Genomic DNA, 19,630 nt, shown 5'->3' on the forward strand with positions numbered 1-19,630 from the left:
GGTTTTTCGGCGACAAGTAGGATCACTGTTCAATATCCACTTGCAAGAGTTCTTTTTCCCAAGATTCCTTGGCGGCACGCAATTTTTTGAGCGATTCGTCGTCTGCTCCGCTTTGGTCACGCAATTCCATGAGGTCGCGGTACCCTTGGGCGAGTACCTTGGCTTTAGGGTAGTCTTGAACTAGGGAGTCCAGTTCGCTTAAAATGGCCCGATCCGAGTAAAGCCTTGCAACGCCTTCGAGCGAATGCAGAATATAGTCCTCAAACCGGTTTTCTTGCTTGGCGAGTTTGGCCTCTTCAAATTCCATGGGCAAAATCTGGTCGATCCATTCGGCCTCAGCGGTAAAGAGTTCGTTGTCTTCGGCAAGGGCGTCCTTTCGGCGGGTCAGTTCCTGCTGCTTTTTGATGAACGGCCTATAAGATTCGATGTCCAATTCGACACCTTGTTTCTGGGAAAACTCTTTCAGATTTTTCAGGTTTGTTTCGGTCGGATTGTTCAAAAGGCATTCTTTCAAGACAGAAAGCTGGTCTTTGGCCGGAAGCTGCTTAAAGGATTCGCTTTTCATGCTCACATCCTTGATTTTTAGCCAAAAAATGCGCGCAAAGATGAGGGCCATTACGATAGTAAATAGGGTCGAAAACGTCATTATGGGCCATTATTTAGAAAAATGTGGAGACCTGTTCCGCTTGCAAGTTAAAAATAAGTGTTTTATGGCACGAAGTTACTGCAAACAGCCTGTTTAAACGAATTTTCACAATAAAAAGTTAATAAAATGCAAAAAAAAGGTGTATATTTATGATGGAATATTTTAAACCTATAATTATAGGTAAGGTGATTGGTTTATTATGAAATTGAATTCTGTTAAGCGACTAGCACTTAGTGCGGCGTTGTTTGGACTTGTTGGAGTTGTGACTTCGCAGGCTGTTCCGGTTGATCCTGAAAATCAACGCGAATTGGATATTATCATTCGTGACTTTAGTGTGATTCACCCCGACTTTGAAAACTTCCAAGAAGAAGCTTATAACAGTATCAATCATGGTGGCGAATGTATTGGTAAAAGTTGCGTAGGCGAGTTCCCGAGTACATGGAACATTACTTATTCTGCTGATGCGGAATGGACGACTCGTCGCTCTAATTATCCTCTTTATGGTTGCGGTAACACCCAGACTCCCGAATACGGCATTGCGGTCGGTGTGAACGGTTATCCGCACGATATCAAGAGTCCTTCGGGCGCCGAGTCAACGACGCCTGACTATGTGCGTAGCGTGATTGACCAGACGGGTTACGCTTGGTACGGTGAATTCAAGGATTGCGCTTACGATGCAAAGTTGAACCCGCTTGGCCTTAAGGTGATGCGTGGCTTGGTGGCAGACCTTTGTTCCGATGCGTCGGGCTCTTGGAGTGCCAAAATGAAGGACGACCAGAAGTCTTGCTCTAAGACATGTAAGACTCACTCCTGGTCTCAGATTGTTTATACGACTCCGGGCATGGTGAAACAGAAGCTAGTCTTCCCGCCTGATCCGGGTAATTGCAGTGCTGACGATCCGACCAAGTGCGCCCTCGACATGTATGAACCGATTATTGAGAAAAATCGTCCTGCTTGCGATAATGGTTATTTTGAACAGTGGTATTTAGATGTCCCTGGCACGAATATGCGCACGAATACCATTTTGACCTTGGATAAGGATGCTGCTGATCCTGCTTACTTTGAAATTGACAGGAACTGGAACAACGGCGGTTACTTCCCGTTGGATTCCCTGGATGACAACCAGCTTCGCGTCATGAATAATAATGCGCTTGTTTTCCCGTTCATGAAAGAAAATCAGTTCGGCCCGCAGTCGCTGTCTATTTTCTGTCCGCCTTATAGTTACCAGTGGGCAAGCTCCCAGACCGATTACTTGGGTAGCGAAACGTCAGCCCTTTGCAATGCATGGCTTGCCAGTGGTGGCCCGAAGAACCCGGATGCTGCAATTGCTGCCGCATTGAGTGGCGCCGGAAAAAATGGTAACATGGGTCTTCGCCACTTGCGCAATTACGGCTTTACCATGATGGGTTATGCCGCATTCAAGTACAAGAAGGGCAAGAAAGAAGTCTTTAAGTTCACCGGTGACGATGACATGTGGATTTTCGTGGATGGCGTGTTGGTGGTTGACCTGGGTGGTACTCACCTTGCTGCTGCCGGTACGGCCGATATGGACTACCTGTCTCAGATGGGGCATGGCTGCCATGCAGGCGATCCGCTGCTCGATTCTTGCGCCGTTAAGCTTGATGCCGATGGTTCCTGGTTGAACGATTCTTGGCACCACTTGCACTTCTTCTATGCAGACCGTCAGTCTGACGGCTCTAACCTGCGTATCCGCAGCTCCCTTTCTGAACTTGCCCCGTCTCGCTATGGTCAGCCCGCTATCGGTAGCGTGTCTGCAAAGCTTGACTCCAACGGCAACCAGACTGTGACGATGTTCTTGAATACGACCTTGAATCCTGAAACCGTTCAGAATCTTGCCACATTTGGGTCGACTGTACCGGCAATTATCGTGATGCGTACAGAGACGGACCCGGCAACGGGAACCAAGACTGTCAAGACTTACGGCTATTATGTCACTAGCGTCAAGGAAGGCGCGAGCATGGGTTCTGCCGGCGTGCAGTACACCTTTGAAGGTGTCTTGATGGATGAAAACGGCAAGGTGGCCGAGAACCCGATTATTGTGGGTGGCGACAAGATTGCGTTTAACTCTCCCTATGACCAGGAATTTGTGAATAGTGACGAATACGGGATCCAAAAGGCTGACTATGCTGCTCAAGGTATCGATGAGGCTACCTGGAATTCCTTGATTGCTTGGAACAAGAAGATGACCTTCAAGATCACGTCTTCTTCGGGTAAGTCCGTGGTGGGTTATCCGGATACTCCGGAAGATTGGCCGAATGCTGAATTCAGAGCACCGACCATTATCTCTCCGTTCGTGTTGGATTCTGCAATCGTTCGCCCCGACTTTACCAACCAGGCAAACATTCTTACCAATATTGCCGAAAGCCACGATGGCGAACTGCCGTTGGACTACACTGGCGACCTCTTGTTCACCTCGGTACCGAGTGGCGTGGGTAAGGACAACAACCCGCTGGCCCTCACGAGCGACGAAAAGAAGCTGTTCTCTCAGACAAGTGCCGATGGCTCTGTGAACGGTGTGACTAAGGCTTATGTGGGCGGCCAGGAATCCCCAACCTCCATGTGCTATTCTGCAAACGGCACGGAAAGCTGCTTCAGCGTGTCTTATCCGGTGATGGGCCCGTTCCGCATTAACGTTCGCGTGTTCGACCACTTGGGTCACTTTGTGAGCCAGTATCAGAAGAGCATGAACGAAGATCAGTTCCATGCCGCTTTGGGTGCCGCTCAGGGTAGCTGCGACGATGGTTCGAAGTACTATGGTGAAACGGGTGCAGGCTTTATCTCTGTCAAGATGTATCCGGTGTCCCAGAATGGTAGAGCCGTTGCTACGGGTCCCTACATTTACCAGGTGACCTTCATTCAGGAAGCATATCGTCCCTGCATCAAGTCCGGTAACGGTACGTATGCCCAGACGGTTTACTACTCTCGTACCTCTGAAACTTACAGACGCGGTTACAAGCGCGCTAAGAACAAGTAGTAGGCACGTTACATAAAAGATTTAAAGCCTCGGCGAAGCCGGGGCTTTTTCGTATTTGTTCTCGAATAGGCGATGTGCGAGGGGAATGCCGGTTAGTTGATGCGGCCGATTAGGGCGAAGGGTTCGGCGTCCGTGATGGTGACGGTGAACCGTTCGCCGGGTTGTAGCGGCCGGTCGCTAGTGATTGCGACGGGGCGGTAGGCGGCGTTGCGGGCGATGTAGGTGCCCTTGCGGTAGCCTGGCTTTTCGATGACCACGGTTTCGGTTAGGCCAATCCAGCGGGCGTTATTTTCGGTCGCAATCTTCTGGAAGGCTTCGGCAAGGGTTGCCGAGCGCGTGTGCTTGATTTCGTCGGGAACGGCGCCGGCCATATGGTAGGCAGGCGTATTCGGGCGCGCCACAAAGCGCGTGATGTTGCAAACTGTGGGGCGCGTCTTTTCGAGAATGTCGAGTGTGTCATTGAAGTCCTGTTCCGATTCGCCGGGGAATCCGACAATCAAGTCGGTGCTGAGCGTGAATAGCGGAATCTGGTTGAACGCTTCGGCAAGCATCACGTAGTCGGCGGCGGAATGCTTGCGGTTCATTGCTCTAAGAATGTTTTCGCTACCGCTTTGCACGGGCAAGTGAATGAATTTATAGACGCGGTCGTCTTTAAAGCATTCAATGAGCTTGTCCAGGTATTGCATCATGTGGCGCGGGTTTCCCATGCCAAGGCGCATCTTGTAGTTGCCCGGGACTTCGGCCAGAATCTGTTGCACAAGTTCGGCGAGGTTGGTGCCGGTATCGAATCCGTAGCAGCCGCAATCTTGTCCGGTCAACTGGATTTCGATACAGCCGTCGTTTACAAGACGCTTTACTTGCTGGAGAATGTCTGCAGCAGGGTAGCTGCGTAGGCGGCCCTTGACAAGCCTTGTTGAGCAATAGGCGCATGCATCGAGGCAACCTTCCTCGATGTTTACGATGCCCACCAGCGGTGATTCTCGCAGGGCCTTGTTCCCATCGTTGTCATCCCGGCCTTGCCAATAGCCACTTGCAGCTTTGCTGCTTAGTGGATATGGTCCTCGGAACGGGGAAGCCGGGATCTCCGTTTTTTGTCCGAGTTCTTTCAAACTTGTGAATACCACCTTGTCGGTGATTTTTGCGACTTCATCTCTAAAGTCTTTCGGGGCGCACCCTGTAATGAAAATCTTGGCTTCGGGAGCTGTACTTAAGGTTTCGCGCAGTAGCTTGAGCGCTCCTGCGTTCCCTTTTACGGTACAAACGTTCAGCACGAATGCCTGGGGTAGTTGCGCCTCGTTTGTTTGGGTTTCGGTCATTCCAAAGACAACGTGGTATTCGTCTGCGAATACCCGCGCAATCTTTTCGCCATCGCCAAAGTTGGCTGCACAACCTTGGCTAATCACGACAAGTAGCGGCTTTTTGGGGACGCCTTCCATCGTTTTACCGATCGAATTTTTCCAGAGTGATTCCCTGGTAGTAATGGCTTAAGATTTCTTGGTAGCTTTGCCCGGCCTGGGCACGAGCCCGCACTCCCATTTGGCACATGCCCACGCCGTGCCCAAATCCGGTGCCTGTAACAACCCATTCCTTGCCTTCTTTCTTTACGGTAAAGAAAGAAGACGGCAGAATGGTGCCGGCCTTCTTGAATAGCCAGCGAGTGCGGTCCGTCAGAACGTCAAAATATCCCTTGTCGGTTTCGACTCGGAGCGTCATGATTCGGCCGCTTTTTAACTTGTCTTTAATCTTGATGGATTTGACTTTCTTGAAGTCTTTTCCGTTTGTGCTGCCGAATACAGCCTTTGCTTCGTTGGTGTTCGCCTTGAACAACTTGGCGATTTCCTTGTCGGCAAAGCGGCGCTCCCATTTGATGTAGCTCGATTCATCGCACCAGGGCTTGCCATTCGGGCGCTTGTCCGGGACCGATTTTAGGTACGGAAGGTCTGCGCGATTCCAGGTGGCAAGAGTTTCGGTAACGCCACCGCATGTAGAATGGTAGTAGGCGATAATGAATTCGCCACCGTAAGTCATCACGACACCTGCGGTCGCCTTGACGGCGGCATCGGTCAACGGTGTTGCCGATTCCAGGCCCTTGTAGACCTGGTCCTTGGTGTCGGCGTATACGTCAAAGCCGACGGATTCGCGGCTGTTGAAATGCTTGTAGGCGTAAGTGCGTGCGGCCACCGCCTGTGCTTTTAACGCTTCGATGCGGCTGCTGTCCAGCTTGCCGATTTCGTAAGGAATCACTCCACGCAAGTAGTCCTCGACATCGACCGAATTGATTGCGTCGAGTTTGCCGTTTGTATTGCGGAACATGATGCTTCCGGGGTAGCATGCCTTGCCGAGACTTTTCTTGTCGGCGGCGACGGCGAGGCATCCGCCATCTTCGCTGTTGAATTCGTGGGCGATGTCTTCGGTAGAATTGCCGTCGGCTTCAAAACGCACCATGTTGCCGTGCGGTGTGACGCGTACGGTTTCGCCTTGGTATTTCAGGTAGAGTTCCTTGACTCCGGTATAAATCCCTACGCGAAGCGGACGGTCCAATTCTTCGGGAATCAAATGCTCTTTGAATGTGGCAGGCACATCGGTAACGGGCTCATCTGCTACGGGTAAATAGCTATCGACAATAGCCTTTGCTGACCTATTATTCAGAGGTGTGAGTTTTTTCTTTTCTTTATAAGAAGTGTCGCTCTTTGCAGAGGTTGCAGGAGCGATCTTTCTGGAATTGACATTTTCGGGTCGGTTGCTGGCGGGCGCAGGCTCGCTTGTCGTTGTCTCTTCAATGGGCGCGAAGTTTATAGGCCCTTCAGGAACTTCTTCGGCGCTGGCTGGCACTTCAGCTTTTTGCACGTCATCGGGCAAATCAAAATCGTCGTCTGCAAATGCAAACGATGCGCAGAAAATAAAAATAGGGAAAAAGAAAAAAGGATTGCTTTGTCGCATAGTTTCTAGCATAAATGCAGCTAGGTTATGCTTCTTACAATCCATTTTTTCCCTTTTGAACATTCGACTTGACTACTGAAGAATGATTCCGAAATCCGAACTCCGAATTCAGAATTAATGTTTCTTCAACTTCGCCTGCGTGTCCTTAGCCATTTTGCGCAGTTTAGACTGGTTCATGGTGCGGTCAGCAGTCGAAATCTTGTCTACGAACAGGTCGCCGTTCAGATGGTCCGTTTCGTGCTGAATGCAGCGGCCAAAGAGTCCGTCGCAATCATGCAGTTCCTGAGGTTCGCCATTGATGTCGAAAAAGCGTACGCACACTTTGTCGGGGCGAATCACGTTGCAGAAAATATCTGGCACAGAAAGACAGCCTTCGTCGTAAGGCACCGGCTTTGCATCGGGTTCAGGTTCCCATTCGGGGTTGAACATGATGTAAGGGCGCGGGTCCTCTTCGCCAGGAATAGCGGTGTCAATCACGACCAAGCGGATGTTCTTGCCGATTTGCGGAGCGGCAAGGCCGCAACCCGGAGCGTCGTACATGGTTTCGAGCATGTCTTTGGCGAGCTGACGCAGTTCGGGCGTAATCTCGGTGATGGGCTCGCACTTTTTGCGGAGCACCGGATCGCCGTAAGTTTTGATTTCTAGAAGAGCCATGGATTACTTCTTTTCTTCGGTCTTGGCGGCCGGGGCAGTTTCTGCGTTCAGAACGCGGAGAATGGCAGACTTTTCAAAATCGATGATGGTGGTAGAACCCGTGCGCACGGAAACCGTGGTGCCGGTTTCGTCAATGTTGGTGACGGTGCCGATAATACCGGCGGTGGTAATCACCTTGTCGCCTTTCTTGAGTGCTTTACGCATTTCTTCCATCTTCTTCATTTCCTTGTTCTTCGGGCGGATAAAGAAGAGCCACATTACTACGAACAAGAGGATGAGCGGCAAGAAACTGCCAATGGCGCTCGGCTGCTGTTCGGGAGCGGCTTCTTCGGCGAAGGCGGCTATGGAGGAAAGGGTCACGAGAAGTGCGGAAAGTTTCATGTTTATACCTGCTAGGGGGTTAGTTGATTTTCGGCTTAAAATATAGAAAATGTGTAATGTGTAATGTGAAATAAGTCATTCCACATTTCACATTTCACACTCCACATTGCGGCGCAGCCGCTATACCAGTTTCTTGTCGAGCAGCGGGTAAATGCGGTTCAGTTCCATCAAATCAAGGATAGTGTCGAAATCGCCAAAGAAGAACGGAATGGCCTCGATTTCGGGCAAAACGGTTCCGTCTCCAAGCGGAACGGACGCATTCAAAAGCTTGCGTTCCAGGAGCGGGAGCATCGTACGCAAGGTAAGCGTGGCGCCGAACATGGCGCGCTTGCCGACTTTCAGGAGCGATTCGGTGTTGACAGTAAATGCTCCGTTCTTGAGCGGTTCCGTACTTTGCTGGACCGTCTTGATGACGGCATTCAAGACCATCTGTTCGGTCATCGAAAGAATCTGCGGGGGAGTCTTCCTGTAACGCGCGCGGAACCGGATGGATTCGTATAGCAAGTGTACCACGTTGGCGTTCTTTACGTGAATCTCTTCGCCCAAAATTTTAAGGACTTCGAGTTCTTCAAGAATCTTCAGCAAGTCTTCGATGTTGTCTTTCGAAAGGTTGAAAAGCTTTTCGACTCCGTCAATGACCTCGGCGTGTGAGACTTTGGTCTCTTCGTTTGCCTTGACGCGAGACGAAAGCGAATCCAGAATGTAGAGCAGGCTCGGAAGAGCCTTGATCTTGTCGCTTTTGCGTTTATTCTCGCCGGCAATCTGCAAGCGCCCTGTCAGGAACGAAATAATAGACCTGAACCAGGCGGGTTCCTGTTCCAGCGATTCCTCCAGGGCGTCGGGCGTGATTTCGATCAGCTCGCAGTCTTCAGTCGCGGTAATGGTTTCGGTGTATGGTTCTTTCTTCAAAAAGGCGAGTTCGCCAATTAAAGCGCCCGGACCGTAAGTGTTGATGGCGGTGCCGAGCGTGCTCTTGCCCTGCAGCTCGCCGTCGCGCACCACATAAAGATTTTCGCCTGGGGCGCCTTCGCGGAATAAGATCTGTCCTTCTTCAAGCGTCATAGCACCCCTCGAATGTTGGTCTCGTAGCGTAGCGCTTTCAAGAAATATTGGACTTTGGCTTTATTGATTTTGAAGAGATCGCAATCAGGATTCTTCGGGTCGGATTTCACGAACCACTGGATTTGCAACAAACTAATCCATTGCGAAACGTCGGCGTCAGGGAACTTCTCGTGAATGTAACTGATCCAGTCGGGGCCAGTCTTTTCGGGCGAAACTTCCATGGCCGACAAAAACACGAGAATTTTTTTCTGCACAATGCTCAGCCTGTAGGGCGCGAATTCCGTTTCGGTTTCTTGAGCACGGATGTAGTCCGTGAAAATGTGCAGGAGTTCCGGGTCGACAATCTTGCAGAACACGCGGCCGTTCTTTTGCGAAAGCTTGATCAAGTGCCTGCGTAAAAGCGACTTGAAATCTTCTTGTGCGGCCGTGGTTGAAATCTTGGTCAGGAAAGAAAATTCCCGAAGCAGTTCGGCGAGATTGAATTCTGTGTCGCTGGATTTATGGCTCAAGTATTCGGCGAGACTCTTGAGAGTGTTCCTGACGCGAGTCTCTATAGCGGCGCGCTTCAGCAAGTGAGTCTTTGCAGAAAGGCTGCGAATCAGCGCCAACAGCCAAAGCGGGAGCCGCTTGAGTTCGGATTCCATGCACTCTTCGGTCACGAGCGTGATCTTGGAATCCTTGCTGGCCGAAAGTTCATACTTGAATGGTTCTCGTTCAAGGAGGGCGGCCACTCCGACCAGGTCTCCCGGTCGCATGGTGAACACAACGGAATGCGGGGGCGTGACTTCGCGGGCAATCAACTCTCCTTCTTCAAGGATAACGATGCTCCGGTATTCGCTCCCGGGTGAATAAACAACAAAACCCGCCTTCACGCTTTGATGCGTGGGCGGGATTAATTGTTGACGCGAGGTCATGTTCCTCGAGTGTTAAGCTGATTAAGCCTGACGTTCGTCGATACGAGCAGCCTTACCGCGGAGGTCGCGCATGTAGTAGATGCGAGCCTGGCGAACCTTACCGGCGCGGTCGAGCACGATGGAATCGATGCGGGGGGAGTGGAGCGGGAAAATACGTTCCACGGCCACGGAGCCGGACATCTTGCGAACGGTGAGAGTTGCAGAAATACCGGTGTTCTTCTTCTGGATCACAACACCCTTGAACGGCTGGATACGTTCCTTGGTGCCTTCGATCACCTTCACGTTCACGGTGACGGTGTCGCCAGCGCGGAGTTCAGGAAGGTCGGTCTTCAAGTTTTCGTTGTGGATTGCTTCAATGTTCAGGGACATTTGTGTACCTCGTTTTTATTTGATGCCAAATTTAGTATCTTCTTCAAGATTTTTAAAGATGTCTGGGCGTCTTTCTTGCGTTCTTTTTAACGATTCTTGGCGCCTCCAGGCTTTAATGTTCGCGTGATGGCCCGAAAGGAGCACTTCGGGGACCTTTTTTCCTTCAAAAACCTCAGGTCGGGTATAGACCGGCCATCCCAGTACGCCCTGCGCAAAAGAGTCCGTTTCGCCGGATTCCTTGTTGCCGAGAGCCCCGTCCAGGAGTCTCACCACGGCATCCGTCACGAGCATGGCAGGGAGTTCTCCCCCGCTCACGACAAAATCGCCGATAGAAATTTCCAGGTCGACCTCGGACTGGCGGATGCGGTCGTCGATTCCCTTGTAGTGCCCGCAGACAAGCACCAGGTGGCTTTCCTTGGAAAGTTCCTTGGCCATCTTGTGGGTAAAGGGAACCCCGTCAGCAGTCAAGTAGATGACTTTACCGCCGTCTTCCTTGACTCCCGTGCTGCGAATGGCTGCTGCGAGCGGTTCGGGTCTTATGACCATTCCCGGTTCGCCGCCATAGGGCACGTCGTCCACCTGGCCGTAATCGTTGATGGCAAAGTCGCGCAGGTAGACGGTGTTGAATTCCATCAGGCCCTTGCTCTGGGCGCGACCCATGATTGATTGCTTCATGGGGGCAAACATCTCGGGGAAAATGGTGATGCAGTCGATTTTCACCTTTCCTCCGGGCACAGGCTTTTTAGGTAGTCTGCGCTGAATACGATGTTCTTGCCATCTTCGTCCACGTCCAAGACACAGTCGTCTATCCAGGGGGCGAGGATTGTTTTCGCGGAAAATTCGCGTTGGAAGGCTGCGTCGAACTTGACGTGAAACGCATTCACGGTAGGCAGTTCTTCGACTTCAAGAACTACGCCTATGTCGCGGCCGTCTTCCAGTTTTACGCGGAACCCGATAAGATCGTCCAGGTAATATTCACCTTCGGGGGCGGGAAGCCTCTCCGATTCGGGAATCATTACGTCTGCATTGACGAAATGTACCAGGGATTCCGGCGTGTCATACCCCTTGAACTTTAATAACCACAGATTGTTTGCAAGCCTGGAATCTTCCAGAGTCAATTGGACCTGTTCACCATTGGTCTTCTTTAGCATCACGTCCTTGAGCTTCTCATGACGCGTAAGGTCGTGAGTGAGCGGCATCGCCTTGATGTATCCCTTGACGCCATGCGTGCGCATGAGCTGGCATACGGTGATGTAATCTTCGGACTCAGACATGAAAGACTTAGTGGGGTTTTGAATCAGCGGAAGGTGGTTACCTTGGTTCAAGCGGCTTTAGCTAGACAAAAAAGCCCCGTGCCAATTTGTGTGGTCGGCACGAGGTTTCTTTTCAAGCGAAAATTATGCTTCGGCGGCAGGAGCTTCAGCGGCCGGTGCTTCGGCAGCGGCAGCAGCTTCAGCAGCGGCAGCTTCCTTGGCAGCCTTTTCAGCTTCGATCTTGGCGAGAGCCTTAGGACCGAGCTTGGCCTTCTTGGCCTTTTCTGCACGCGGAGTAGCGGTCTTGCCTTCGATAGAACGGCCAGCGCGGATTTCGTGGAACAGGTCCATGATGCCGACCTTCTTGAGGAGGCTGCGAACGGTGTCAGACGGCTGTGCACCGGTCTGGAGCCACTTGAGGACCTTTTCCTGTTCGAACTTGATTTCAGGAGTCTTGGAATTCGGGTTGTAGAAACCCACCTGTTCGATAAAGCTATCGTCGCGAGCCTTGCGGGAGTCAATCACCACGGCGCGGTAGATGGGGTTGTGACGCTTGCCGAAACGAGCGAGACGGATAACGGTTGCCATTTTAACCTCTTATTTGTTTATTTTCCCGTTTTTCAGGGAAAATGGGGTTTGTTTTTATTGTTTTGGGCCAAAGATAGCAAAAAAAATCTTGTGTGTAAAGGACGGAATGTAAAATTTTTCCGTTCTTTACAAACAAATTAATTAGAATTTGTGGCGTTTATAGCACGAAAAAAGCCCAAAAACGTTGTTTTTGGGCTAAAATCGGTGATTTTACTGCTTTTTATTCTTTGTCGCTGTCGTCTCCGTGACATGGACAATGGTAGCAGTCACCCGTTTCGGCGTAGTCCTTACCGCTCCAGCAGAAGGTGCAGAGCTGGTCGGCGGGGAGGCCGATAGCGTGAATCAGGTCGTCGATGCGCTGGAACGCAAGCGTCGTGAGGTTCAGCTTCTGGCGTATGTATTCCACCATGCCCTTGTAGGCGTCTCCATCCGGGTCGGTGTACTTATCCAAATCGGGATTCTCGCCTTCCTGGTCGCGGATATAGCGACGGGTAATCAGGTCGTATTCGTTCTTGGAACGGGAGAAGTTGATGAACTTGCAGGGGTAAACGAGCGGCGGGCATGCGATACGCATGTGGGTTTCTTTACAGCCGAGCGAATAAAGCTTCTGGGCCTGCTTACCGAGCTGCGTGCCGCGCACGATAGAGTCGTCGCAGAACACAAGGCGGCGGTCCTTGATGAGTCCCGGAATCGGAATCAGCTTCATGGAAGCCACGCGTTCGCGCTGCTTCTGGTCTTGCGGCATAAAGGAGCGGGCCCAAGTCGGCGTGTACTTCACGAACGGGCGGGCGAACTTGATGCCGGCTTCGTGGGCGTAACCGAGGGCGTGAGACGTACCGGAGTCAGGAATGCCGCAGGCGGCGTCGGCTTCGGTGGGGGTGCGCTTTGCGAGTGCGGAACCACAGCGGTAGCGGGTCATTTCCACATTGCGGCCTTCGTAAGTGGATGCCGGGTAACCGTAGTAAACCCACAGGAACGAACATATTGCCATCTTCTTGCCCGGGGCGACGAGAGTCTTGTCGCCGTCCGGTGTGAGTTCGGCGATTTCGCCCGGCCCCATGTCGCGGACGTATTCAAAGCCGAGGTTATGGATAGCGCAGCTTTCTTGCAGGGCGATCATGGCGCCGTCTTTTTTGCCGAGTACGATCGGCGTACGGCCCCACTTGTCGCGGCTTGCGTAGAACTTGCCGGTTTCGTCCATCAAAAGAACAGAGCAGCTTCCCTTGATTTTCTCTTGTACGTACTTGAGACCTTCGACAATAGAATCTTGCGTGGCAATCAAGGCGGATACCACTTCGGTCGGTCCGACCATTCCGCTGGTCGTAGAGTACTGGAGCTGCATGCAGTTGTTCTTGAACAGCTCGTTCTTGATTTCTTCGATGTTCGTAATCAAGCCGACGGTCACGATAGCGAACGTGCCGAGCTTGGAGGTCATGACGAGCGGCTGCGGGTCCGTATCCGAGATAACACCGATGCCTACGTTTCCGGCAAAAGAGGGCAGGTCATGCTCAAACTTGCTGCGGAACGGGGTGTTCTGGATGTTGTGGATCGAACGATGGAAATGTCCGTTGGACTTGAGAACCGCCAAACCGCCACGGTGGGTTCCCAGGTGAGAATGGTAGTCGGTTCCGAAGAAGAGGTCGCTTACGCAATCTTCTTTAGAAACAACACCGCAAAAGCCGCCCATAAATACTCCTTGAGTGATTGGGGAAAATTTGCACTCAAAGGTAGAAATTTTGCGAGATATGGTGGAGTAAAATTCCTTATTATTGCTTTCCAAGAAAATTACAATCAAGACATAAATGGGGTTTAGGGCGCTTAAAACGCAATTCGAAGTGAACGTATGTGCATTCTCTTGTCGGAAGGCGGCTTTATCTAGATTTTTTTGTAGGAAAATTCTATTTGCAATGCCCTCTTGTTAAAATAATGTTATTTTAAAGATATCTTGATTTTGCTTTGGACCTGTTTATGAATTCGCTTTTATCTATTGAAGATGTGTCGCTTGCTCTATCGCTCGATTACGAGTGCGTGTTTTTTGTCGATATCGAAAGTGACAACTATGCCATGTTCGCATTTGGCGGGAATCATAAAAATCTGGAATTGAGTGAAACCAGCAATTTTTGGACGGATTCCCGAGTAAACCTCGAAACGGTTATTTATAAAGACGACAGGGAATGGTTTGCTCAAAACATGGCCAATAAGGAATCCTTGGTCGCCTCGGTGCAAGACGGTAAAGCCTTTAGTGGAAAGTACCGTATTATGGCAGGGGATAAACCTGTCTGGTATTCCATAAAGGTGGTTCTTGGGCGTGCGGAACAACGCAATTACCTGATTATCGGTGTGACCAATATCGATACCCAGGAACGTGAACGCTTGGCTCTTGAACAAAAAGCGACCAAGAGCGAACTTTATGGCCAAATCGTGATGGCCCTTGCCGAACGCTACGATGCCCTTTATATGGTCGATTTGGATACGAACCATTATGCGCTGTACAAGAGTGAACGGGTGTTCTGCGAATTGAGCGTGGCGCTCGAAGGCGAAGATTTCTTTAACCAGCTGAAAAAGGATGCTTTAAACGTCGTTTACAAAGAAGATATTCCCTTGATTGTGAATGCTTTGGATAGGCGTACGCTTTTAAAGGAACTTGATGATAATGGCGTGTTTTCGTTGACGTACCGCCTGAACACTCCGAAGGGACCTTTGTATGTAAACATGGTGGCGGTTTATGCCGATAAAAAGCATGTTGTTATCAGCGTGACCAATATTGATGCTCAGGTTCGCCGCGAACAAAAAATCAGGGAAGAGGTGAGTGCTGCTTACGAAAAGGCGCGCCGCGACGATTTGACCGGGATTAAGAATAAGACCGCATATGGTGAATTTGAATCTAAACTGAACCAGCAAATCCAGTCGGGCGAAAATGTGAAATTCGCGATTGCCTTGTGCGATGTAAACGGTTTAAAGACGGTGAACGACACGCTGGGGCACATTGCCGGTGACGAATATATTCGCTCGGCCAGTAGGCTTGTGTGCCAGATTTTTGCCCATAGCCCGGTGTTCCGTATTGGTGGCGATGAATTTGTTGCGATTCTGCGTGGTTCCGATTTTGAAAACCGTGAAAAGCTGGAAAAGGAATTTACTGAAGCGATTGAGAAAAACGCTGACAAACATAAGGTTGTGGTTGCTTGTGGAATTTCTGTATTTGACAAGGAACATGACAAGGATGTTTCGTCTGTCTTTGAACGAGCCGATGCGCTCATGTATAAAAACAAAGTGCGCATGAAGAATGGGCATGATGAAATTATCGGAACGATTATTCAATCGATTGGAGCCAAAGTAACTAATTAGAGCCTTGCCGTGCTCTTCATGGTAGATTGCAACGTCATAGCATTACCCGCAATGACGTTCTTTTTTTTATTTTTGTGCAGATAATTTTTATGATTTTTTAGATGGACAAAAAAGATGTTTAAAGTAGGGTTTGATAACGACGCGTACCTGAGGACGCAGTCCGAAAAGATTGCCGAGCGCATTGCGAAGTTCGGCGGAAAACTTTATCTGGAATTTGGCGGAAAACTGTTCGATGACCATCACGCATCCCGCGTGTTGCCTGGCTTTGCGCCCGACAGTAAAATCCGCATGCTTGAAAAGCTCAAGGACAAGGCCGAAGTCATTATCGCCATTAACGCCGGCGATATCGAAAAGAACAAGGTCCGTGGTGACTTGGGCATTACCTACGATCAAGATGTCTTGCGCCTGATTGATGCCTTCCGTGGCTATGGTCTATATGTGAGTTCCGTGGTGCTGACCCGCTGGCAGGAACAGCCGAGTGCTGTTGCCTATCAGAAAAAGCTTGAAGATCTTGGCCTCAAGGTTTATCGTCATTACCCGATTGCGGGTTACCCGAGCAACATTCCGCTGGTAGTGAGCGACGACGGTTACGGCAAGAATGAATTTGTCGAAACCTCTCGCGAACTTGTGGTGGTGACGGCACCGGGTCCTGGAAGTGGAAAGATGGCTGTGTGCCTTTCGCAGATTTACCACGAAAACAAGCGTGGCGTGAAGGCCGGCTACGCCAAGTTCGAAACCTTCCCGATTTGGAACATTCCGCTCAAGCACCCGGTGAACCTCGCATACGAAGCCGCCACCGCCGACTTGAACGACGTGAACATGATTGACCCGTTCCACTTGGAAGCCTACGGACAGACGACTATCAACTACAACCGCGACGTAGAAATCTTCCCGGTGCTGAACGCCCTGTTTACCCGCATTCTCGGTGAATCTCCGTACAAGAGCCCGACGGACATGGGCGTGAACATGGCTGGCAACTGCATTGTCGATGATGATGCCGTTTGCGAAGCGGCCAAGCAAGAAATCATCCGCCGTTACTACAACACGCTTTGCGACGTGCGTAAGGGCAACGCCGACAAGGACCAAGTTTACAAGCAGGAACTGATTATGGAACAGGCCCAGATCAGTACAGCAAACCGCCCCGTGATTGCGGCTGCCGTCAAGAAGGCCGAAGAATCCGAAGGCCCGGCTGTAGCAATCCAACTGAACGATGGCGCTATCATTACGGGTAAAACGTCCTCGCTGCTTGGCGCCTCTTCTGCAATGCTTCTGGATTCTCTCAAGCACTTGGCCGGTATCCCTGACGAAGTGCGTCTGCTTTCGCCGATGGTGATTGAACCGATTCAGAACCTGAAGACCAAGCAGCTCGGCCACAAGAATCCGCGCCTGCACATGGATGAAGTCCTCGTGGCACTCTCTGTTTGCGCCCTCACGGATTATAACGCGAAAATTGCCATGGAAAAGCTCCCGGAACTTCGCCACTGCGAAGTGCATTCCAGCGTGATTCTTTCGCAGGTCGACGTGGGCGTGTTCCGCCGCTTGGGTGTGAACTTGACTACGGAACCTACTTATCAAACGAGTAAGCTTTATCACGGGTAAAAACGCAGATTAATCTGCGCAATACAGCGTTGCTCGTCCCCTCACGTACGTTTTAGTACGCTACGGGGACTCGCGCCTTGTCTTGCTTGATTATTCAGCGTTTTTGATGGATTGATTCGCTAATCCGATTTTTTATAAACGCAGGCTAATTTGTGCTATTGCAAAAAAGGTCGCGACAATGTCGCGGCCTTTTAGCTTGTATGCAAACGCTTTGTTTGCTTGGAAGAATTACTTCTTCTTGGAAGCCTTCTTGCTAGAAGATTTCGGGGGGTGTACCGCAATCTTCTTGACGCTCTTGTCTTCGGCCTTGGCGAGTTCAGCTTCTTCGGCTTCGAAAATAGCCTGAGCCTGGCGGAGGGCGTCGGTCGGGTCGATTTCGATTGCTTCAGAGGCTTCGTCTACGAGTTCGGCGAAGTCGTCGTACCAGTCAGCGAAGATTTCGACTTCGAGGTGGTCAACGCCCGGAACGGTCAGACGTGCGCCGCAGGCTTCGCCCACGCGGTCGAGGTACTTGGCCATCTGCGGCTTGAGGAGAGTGAGGTCGAGACCGTCGAGGTCTTCGGGTTCGAAGTAAACGGCGTCGACATCGCTGTCGTCATCCTTGGCCTTTTTCTTGCTCTTCTTGTCGTCGCACTTGCCGCACTTGCATTCTCCGTTGCAGCATTCTTCGTCACCGTACAGGGCCATGTATTCTTCGTCGTCCATGCCGCTGTCGTAGTAGAATTCGTCTTCTTCGAGGTACAGGGTTTCAACAAAGATTCCCTTGGCGCCGAGAGTCTTGGCGGCGGCAATGAATTCCTTGAGGTCGCCACCGAAGTAGCGGGTCGTTTCCATGTCTTCGTTCAAAGTCTGAACGGGAATGGGGGAGAGTTTCTGCTTCTTGAGGTAGTCGCAGATTTCGTCACTGATGGATTTCTGAATCTTAGCCATTGGATTCTCCTGGAAAAAAAGGTTTGGGCTATGGGCACGCTTCGCTTTGAGGTCGGTCGCCAGAGGCTCCCTTTGGGCAAAACTTCTCGTATTGTATTTTACCTCAGAGCACCCGCAGGGTGCGACCTCATTCCTCAAAGCACCGTAGGTGCGAGCTCATTCCTATACGTGATACTTCTTGAGGCTCGGGGCCTTTTCTTCAATCAACTTCATGATGCGGGCGACAGCGTCTGCACCGTTTGCGGTATCCTTCACGCTCACGAGCGGCTGGAACAGCGGGCTGTTGAACAGCGTGCCCAGCGGAATCGGGTTCTTGCGGCAGAACGTGATGTCGATGAAGTCGCGGGCGTTCTTCTGCAGGTTGTGCGCCTTCTCCTTGTCGCCGGCCTGGAATGCCTTGTACAGGTCCACGAACGTCTTCGTGGCTTCAGGAATGTTGCCCGAAGCGCTGATGAGGCCCGTGCCGCCCATCTCGAGGAGGTCGGCGAACAAGCCGTCTTCACCGCTCATCACGGCGAAGTCCTTGCCCTTGGTTTCCTTGATCACGCGCATCGTGTCTTCGTGGAACTTTTCGCCAAAGCCGAATTCCACAGCCTGCTTGAGGCCGATGATGTTCTTGTCTTCGGCAAGTTCAATCAAGGTGTCGGGGTGCACGTAGCTGGAGGTACGGCCCGGAACGTTGTAAATCACGATCTTGGCGCCCGTTTCGCTGCTGAGCGTGCGGTAGTGCTTCAAAAGACCTTCTTGCGGCGGGTTGTTGTAGTAACCCGTGACGCAGAGGACTGCCACCGGGGCAATCTTCTGGACATTTTCGATCATCTCGATGGATTCGCGAGTGCAGTTGGAACCGGCACCGGCAATCACGGGCACGCGGCCGTCCACATAGTCGAGCGTAAACTTGATGACATCCAGGTGCTGCTGCGGAGAAACCGTCGCACTCTGACCCGTGGTCACGGCAGGGAGCACGCCACTTGCGCCGTTAGCAATCACGTCGTCGATCATCTTGCCCATCTTTTCGTAGTCGATGGAGTTGCGAAGGTTCTTGGGATCGTCGTTCTTGAGCGGGGTGAACAACGCGGGGAAAACACCAGTAAGTTGAGAAGCGTTAGTAATCTGCATAGTGACTAAAATATAGTATTAGAACTTAGCACTTAGAACTTAGAACTTAGAAAATGTACTCTGATTATTGCTCTCAATGCTGTGTTTTACACTTTGCGTCTAAGAAATCTCTTTCGTGCAATTCAATTTAAAAGTTTAGTGCTAATGCTCCGCCGTAAGTTTTGTTTATCGGGTCTATAATCGGGGCGAAACCAACTTTTGTAGTTTGCCGTACGGAGTATTTTTTTCGCCGTATATTGTAATTCGAGTAGTTGCTCTTTCGTATCGCGGCCGCAATTTCAAATCCGCCATAAACAAAGGCAGAGGTGGCCCCGATGCCGCATAATATAAATGTTGTGACTGCCCATGGGTGTGACATGGAAAGCGGACTTTTGTTGTCTTCGGAATATTGTTCGAAAACGTAAAAGGTGATTGAAAATCCTGACACCATCGCCAGTCCTACAGAGACCCCTGCTGTAATCAAGGCTATGTTCGCGGCTTTCTTGTCAAAATTGTACTTGTCCAGATTGTACTGGTACAGTTGTTCGTAGTAGGCGGCAGAATCGACTTCCTGTTTTACTGGGGGCTCGTTTTGGGCAAAACAGAATGTTGAGAGGAAAATCAAGGAAAAGAATACTTTGTATAAAAAATGATTCATGTTCGTAATTTAACAAAATCTGTAATATGATTTTGTGGGGCGTTGCGGGGGGGGCCGCTAGAGGGGGTAGGTGGCAATGCAGTGCCGCCGAGGGGGAGACTTCCCCCCTTAAATCCCCAAAACACTCGTCCCGCACCTCTTTTTCTATCGTCAATCGTCAATCGTCAATCGTCTTTTTTCTAAATTTTACGCGTAAAA

18 protein-coding genes are annotated in these 19,630 nt (G+C 50.8%); 3 read left to right on the forward strand and 15 right to left on the reverse strand.

Translation table 11 applies throughout. From position 1 onward, the window contains the following. Positions 1-22: 22 nt before the first annotated feature. On the reverse strand, positions 23-565 hold the full coding sequence (locus B7988_RS01420; RefSeq protein WP_139260983.1) for a hypothetical protein: 543 nt from the start codon (positions 563-565) through the stop codon (positions 23-25). Between the two features lie 280 nt (positions 566-845). On the opposite strand from B7988_RS01420, the gene B7988_RS01425 reads away from it, so the two are divergent. Further along, positions 846-3,641 carry a fibro-slime domain-containing protein gene (locus B7988_RS01425; protein WP_088656561.1) on the forward strand — a complete coding sequence of 932 codons (2,796 nt, stop codon included), beginning with the start codon at positions 846-848 and terminating at the stop codon, positions 3,639-3,641. A gap of 92 nt (positions 3,642-3,733) precedes the next feature. On the opposite strand, the gene B7988_RS01430 is transcribed toward B7988_RS01425, so the two are convergent. The 11 genes from B7988_RS01430 to B7988_RS01480 form a co-directional block, all read right to left on the reverse strand. Next, the gene (locus B7988_RS01430; protein WP_088656562.1) at positions 3,734-5,077 is read right to left on the reverse strand and encodes a tRNA (N(6)-L-threonylcarbamoyladenosine(37)-C(2))-methylthiotransferase; all 1,344 of its coding nucleotides are present in this window, start codon (positions 5,075-5,077) and stop codon (positions 3,734-3,736) included. A gap of 4 nt (positions 5,078-5,081) precedes the next feature. Next, complete coding sequence (locus B7988_RS01435; RefSeq protein ID WP_170930505.1) at positions 5,082-6,581, reverse strand: SpoIID/LytB domain-containing protein; 1,500 nt, start codon at positions 6,579-6,581, stop codon at positions 5,082-5,084. Between the two features lie 114 nt (positions 6,582-6,695). Then, positions 6,696-7,235 carry a peptide deformylase gene (def, locus tag B7988_RS01440; RefSeq protein WP_088656564.1) on the reverse strand — a complete coding sequence of 180 codons (540 nt, stop codon included), beginning with the start codon at positions 7,233-7,235 and terminating at the stop codon, positions 6,696-6,698. 3 nt (positions 7,236-7,238) lie between these two features. Beyond that, complete coding sequence (gene yajC, locus B7988_RS01445; protein WP_083532164.1) at positions 7,239-7,616, reverse strand: preprotein translocase subunit YajC; 378 nt, start codon at positions 7,614-7,616, stop codon at positions 7,239-7,241. 120 nt (positions 7,617-7,736) lie between these two features. After that, positions 7,737-8,678 (reverse strand): cyclic nucleotide-binding domain-containing protein, encoded by a 942-nt coding sequence (locus B7988_RS01450; protein ID WP_088656565.1) that lies wholly within the window; start codon positions 8,676-8,678, stop codon positions 7,737-7,739. Beyond that, positions 8,675-9,592 (reverse strand): cyclic nucleotide-binding domain-containing protein, encoded by a 918-nt coding sequence (locus B7988_RS01455; protein ID WP_141225521.1) that lies wholly within the window; start codon positions 9,590-9,592, stop codon positions 8,675-8,677. Before B7988_RS01455 ends, B7988_RS01450 begins: the two co-directional genes overlap by 4 nt. 21 nt (positions 9,593-9,613) lie before the next feature. Next, positions 9,614-9,961, reverse strand: coding sequence for a 50S ribosomal protein L19 (rplS, locus tag B7988_RS01460; RefSeq protein ID WP_073053577.1), 348 nt, complete (start codon positions 9,959-9,961; stop codon positions 9,614-9,616). A 15-nt stretch (positions 9,962-9,976) separates the two neighbouring features. After that, the gene (trmD, locus tag B7988_RS01465) at positions 9,977-10,681 is read right to left on the reverse strand and encodes a tRNA (guanosine(37)-N1)-methyltransferase TrmD (RefSeq protein WP_088656567.1); all 705 of its coding nucleotides are present in this window, start codon (positions 10,679-10,681) and stop codon (positions 9,977-9,979) included. Beyond that, entirely contained in the window at positions 10,678-11,235 is a 558-nt protein-coding gene (gene rimM / locus B7988_RS01470) for a ribosome maturation factor RimM (protein WP_088656568.1), read from the reverse strand. Before rimM ends, trmD begins: the two co-directional genes overlap by 4 nt. Before the next feature lie 123 nt (positions 11,236-11,358). Next, complete coding sequence (rpsP, locus tag B7988_RS15365) at positions 11,359-11,802, reverse strand: 30S ribosomal protein S16 (RefSeq protein WP_073318120.1); 444 nt, start codon at positions 11,800-11,802, stop codon at positions 11,359-11,361. A gap of 220 nt (positions 11,803-12,022) precedes the next feature. Beyond that, positions 12,023-13,489, reverse strand: a complete 1,467-nt coding sequence (locus B7988_RS01480) for an amidophosphoribosyltransferase (protein WP_088656569.1) — start codon at positions 13,487-13,489, stop codon at positions 12,023-12,025. Between the two features lie 281 nt (positions 13,490-13,770). Here B7988_RS01480 and B7988_RS01485 point away from each other — a divergent pair, with 281 nt between their 5' ends. Both B7988_RS01485 and B7988_RS01490 read left to right on the forward strand, forming a co-directional pair. After that, positions 13,771-15,147: a GGDEF domain-containing protein gene (locus B7988_RS01485; protein ID WP_088656570.1), complete on the forward strand. Its 1,377-nt coding sequence runs from the start codon at positions 13,771-13,773 to the stop codon at positions 15,145-15,147. Between the two features lie 114 nt (positions 15,148-15,261). After that, a complete protein-coding gene (locus B7988_RS01490) occupies positions 15,262-16,746 on the forward strand; it encodes a DUF1846 domain-containing protein (RefSeq protein WP_073318112.1) in 1,485 nt (494 codons plus the stop codon). Between the two features lie 228 nt (positions 16,747-16,974). Here the strand turns inward: B7988_RS01490 and B7988_RS01495 are convergent, their stop codons facing one another. From B7988_RS01495 to B7988_RS01505, 3 genes are all read right to left on the reverse strand, one after another. Next, positions 16,975-17,676, reverse strand: a complete 702-nt coding sequence (locus B7988_RS01495) for a hypothetical protein (RefSeq protein ID WP_073318110.1) — start codon at positions 17,674-17,676, stop codon at positions 16,975-16,977. A gap of 162 nt (positions 17,677-17,838) precedes the next feature. Further along, positions 17,839-18,795 carry a 4-hydroxy-tetrahydrodipicolinate synthase gene (gene dapA, locus B7988_RS01500; RefSeq protein ID WP_073318108.1) on the reverse strand — a complete coding sequence of 319 codons (957 nt, stop codon included), beginning with the start codon at positions 18,793-18,795 and terminating at the stop codon, positions 17,839-17,841. Positions 18,796-18,922: 127 nt separating this feature from the next. After that, positions 18,923-19,432 (reverse strand): hypothetical protein, encoded by a 510-nt coding sequence (locus B7988_RS01505; RefSeq protein ID WP_073318106.1) that lies wholly within the window; start codon positions 19,430-19,432, stop codon positions 18,923-18,925. Positions 19,433-19,630: the final 198 nt, after the last annotated feature.

Origin of the sequence: Fibrobacter sp. UWB1 (assembly GCF_002210325.1) — a bacterium.
Lineage (GTDB): Bacteria > Fibrobacterota > Fibrobacteria > Fibrobacterales > Fibrobacteraceae > Fibrobacter.

Coding starts and splice junctions, on each gene's coding strand:
- B7988_RS01420 (WP_139260983.1), bottom strand. CDS start 565: ATGAAAAGCGAATCCTTTAAGCAGCTTCCGGCCAAAGACCAGCTTTCT.
- B7988_RS01425 (WP_088656561.1), top strand. CDS start 846: ATGAAATTGAATTCTGTTAAGCGACTAGCACTTAGTGCGGCGTTGTTT.
- B7988_RS01430 (WP_088656562.1), bottom strand. CDS start 5,077: ATGGAAGGCGTCCCCAAAAAGCCGCTACTTGTCGTGATTAGCCAAGGT.
- B7988_RS01435 (WP_170930505.1), bottom strand. CDS start 6,581: ATGCGACAAAGCAATCCTTTTTTCTTTTTCCCTATTTTTATTTTCTGC.
- def (WP_088656564.1), bottom strand. CDS start 7,235: ATGGCTCTTCTAGAAATCAAAACTTACGGCGATCCGGTGCTCCGCAAA.
- yajC (WP_083532164.1), bottom strand. CDS start 7,616: ATGAAACTTTCCGCACTTCTCGTGACCCTTTCCTCCATAGCCGCCTTC.
- B7988_RS01450 (WP_088656565.1), bottom strand. CDS start 8,678: ATGACGCTTGAAGAAGGACAGATCTTATTCCGCGAAGGCGCCCCAGGC.
- B7988_RS01455 (WP_141225521.1), bottom strand. CDS start 9,592: ATGACCTCGCGTCAACAATTAATCCCGCCCACGCATCAAAGCGTGAAG.
- rplS (WP_073053577.1), bottom strand. CDS start 9,961: ATGTCCCTGAACATTGAAGCAATCCACAACGAAAACTTGAAGACCGAC.
- rimM (WP_088656568.1), bottom strand. CDS start 11,235: ATGTCTGAGTCCGAAGATTACATCACCGTATGCCAGCTCATGCGCACG.
- rpsP (WP_073318120.1), bottom strand. CDS start 11,802: ATGGCAACCGTTATCCGTCTCGCTCGTTTCGGCAAGCGTCACAACCCC.
- B7988_RS01480 (WP_088656569.1), bottom strand. CDS start 13,489: ATGGGCGGCTTTTGCGGTGTTGTTTCTAAAGAAGATTGCGTAAGCGAC.
- B7988_RS01485 (WP_088656570.1), top strand. CDS start 13,771: ATGAATTCGCTTTTATCTATTGAAGATGTGTCGCTTGCTCTATCGCTC.
- B7988_RS01490 (WP_073318112.1), top strand. CDS start 15,262: ATGTTTAAAGTAGGGTTTGATAACGACGCGTACCTGAGGACGCAGTCC.
- B7988_RS01495 (WP_073318110.1), bottom strand. CDS start 17,676: ATGGCTAAGATTCAGAAATCCATCAGTGACGAAATCTGCGACTACCTC.
- dapA (WP_073318108.1), bottom strand. CDS start 18,795: ATGCAGATTACTAACGCTTCTCAACTTACTGGTGTTTTCCCCGCGTTG.
- B7988_RS01505 (WP_073318106.1), bottom strand. CDS start 19,432: ATGAATCATTTTTTATACAAAGTATTCTTTTCCTTGATTTTCCTCTCA.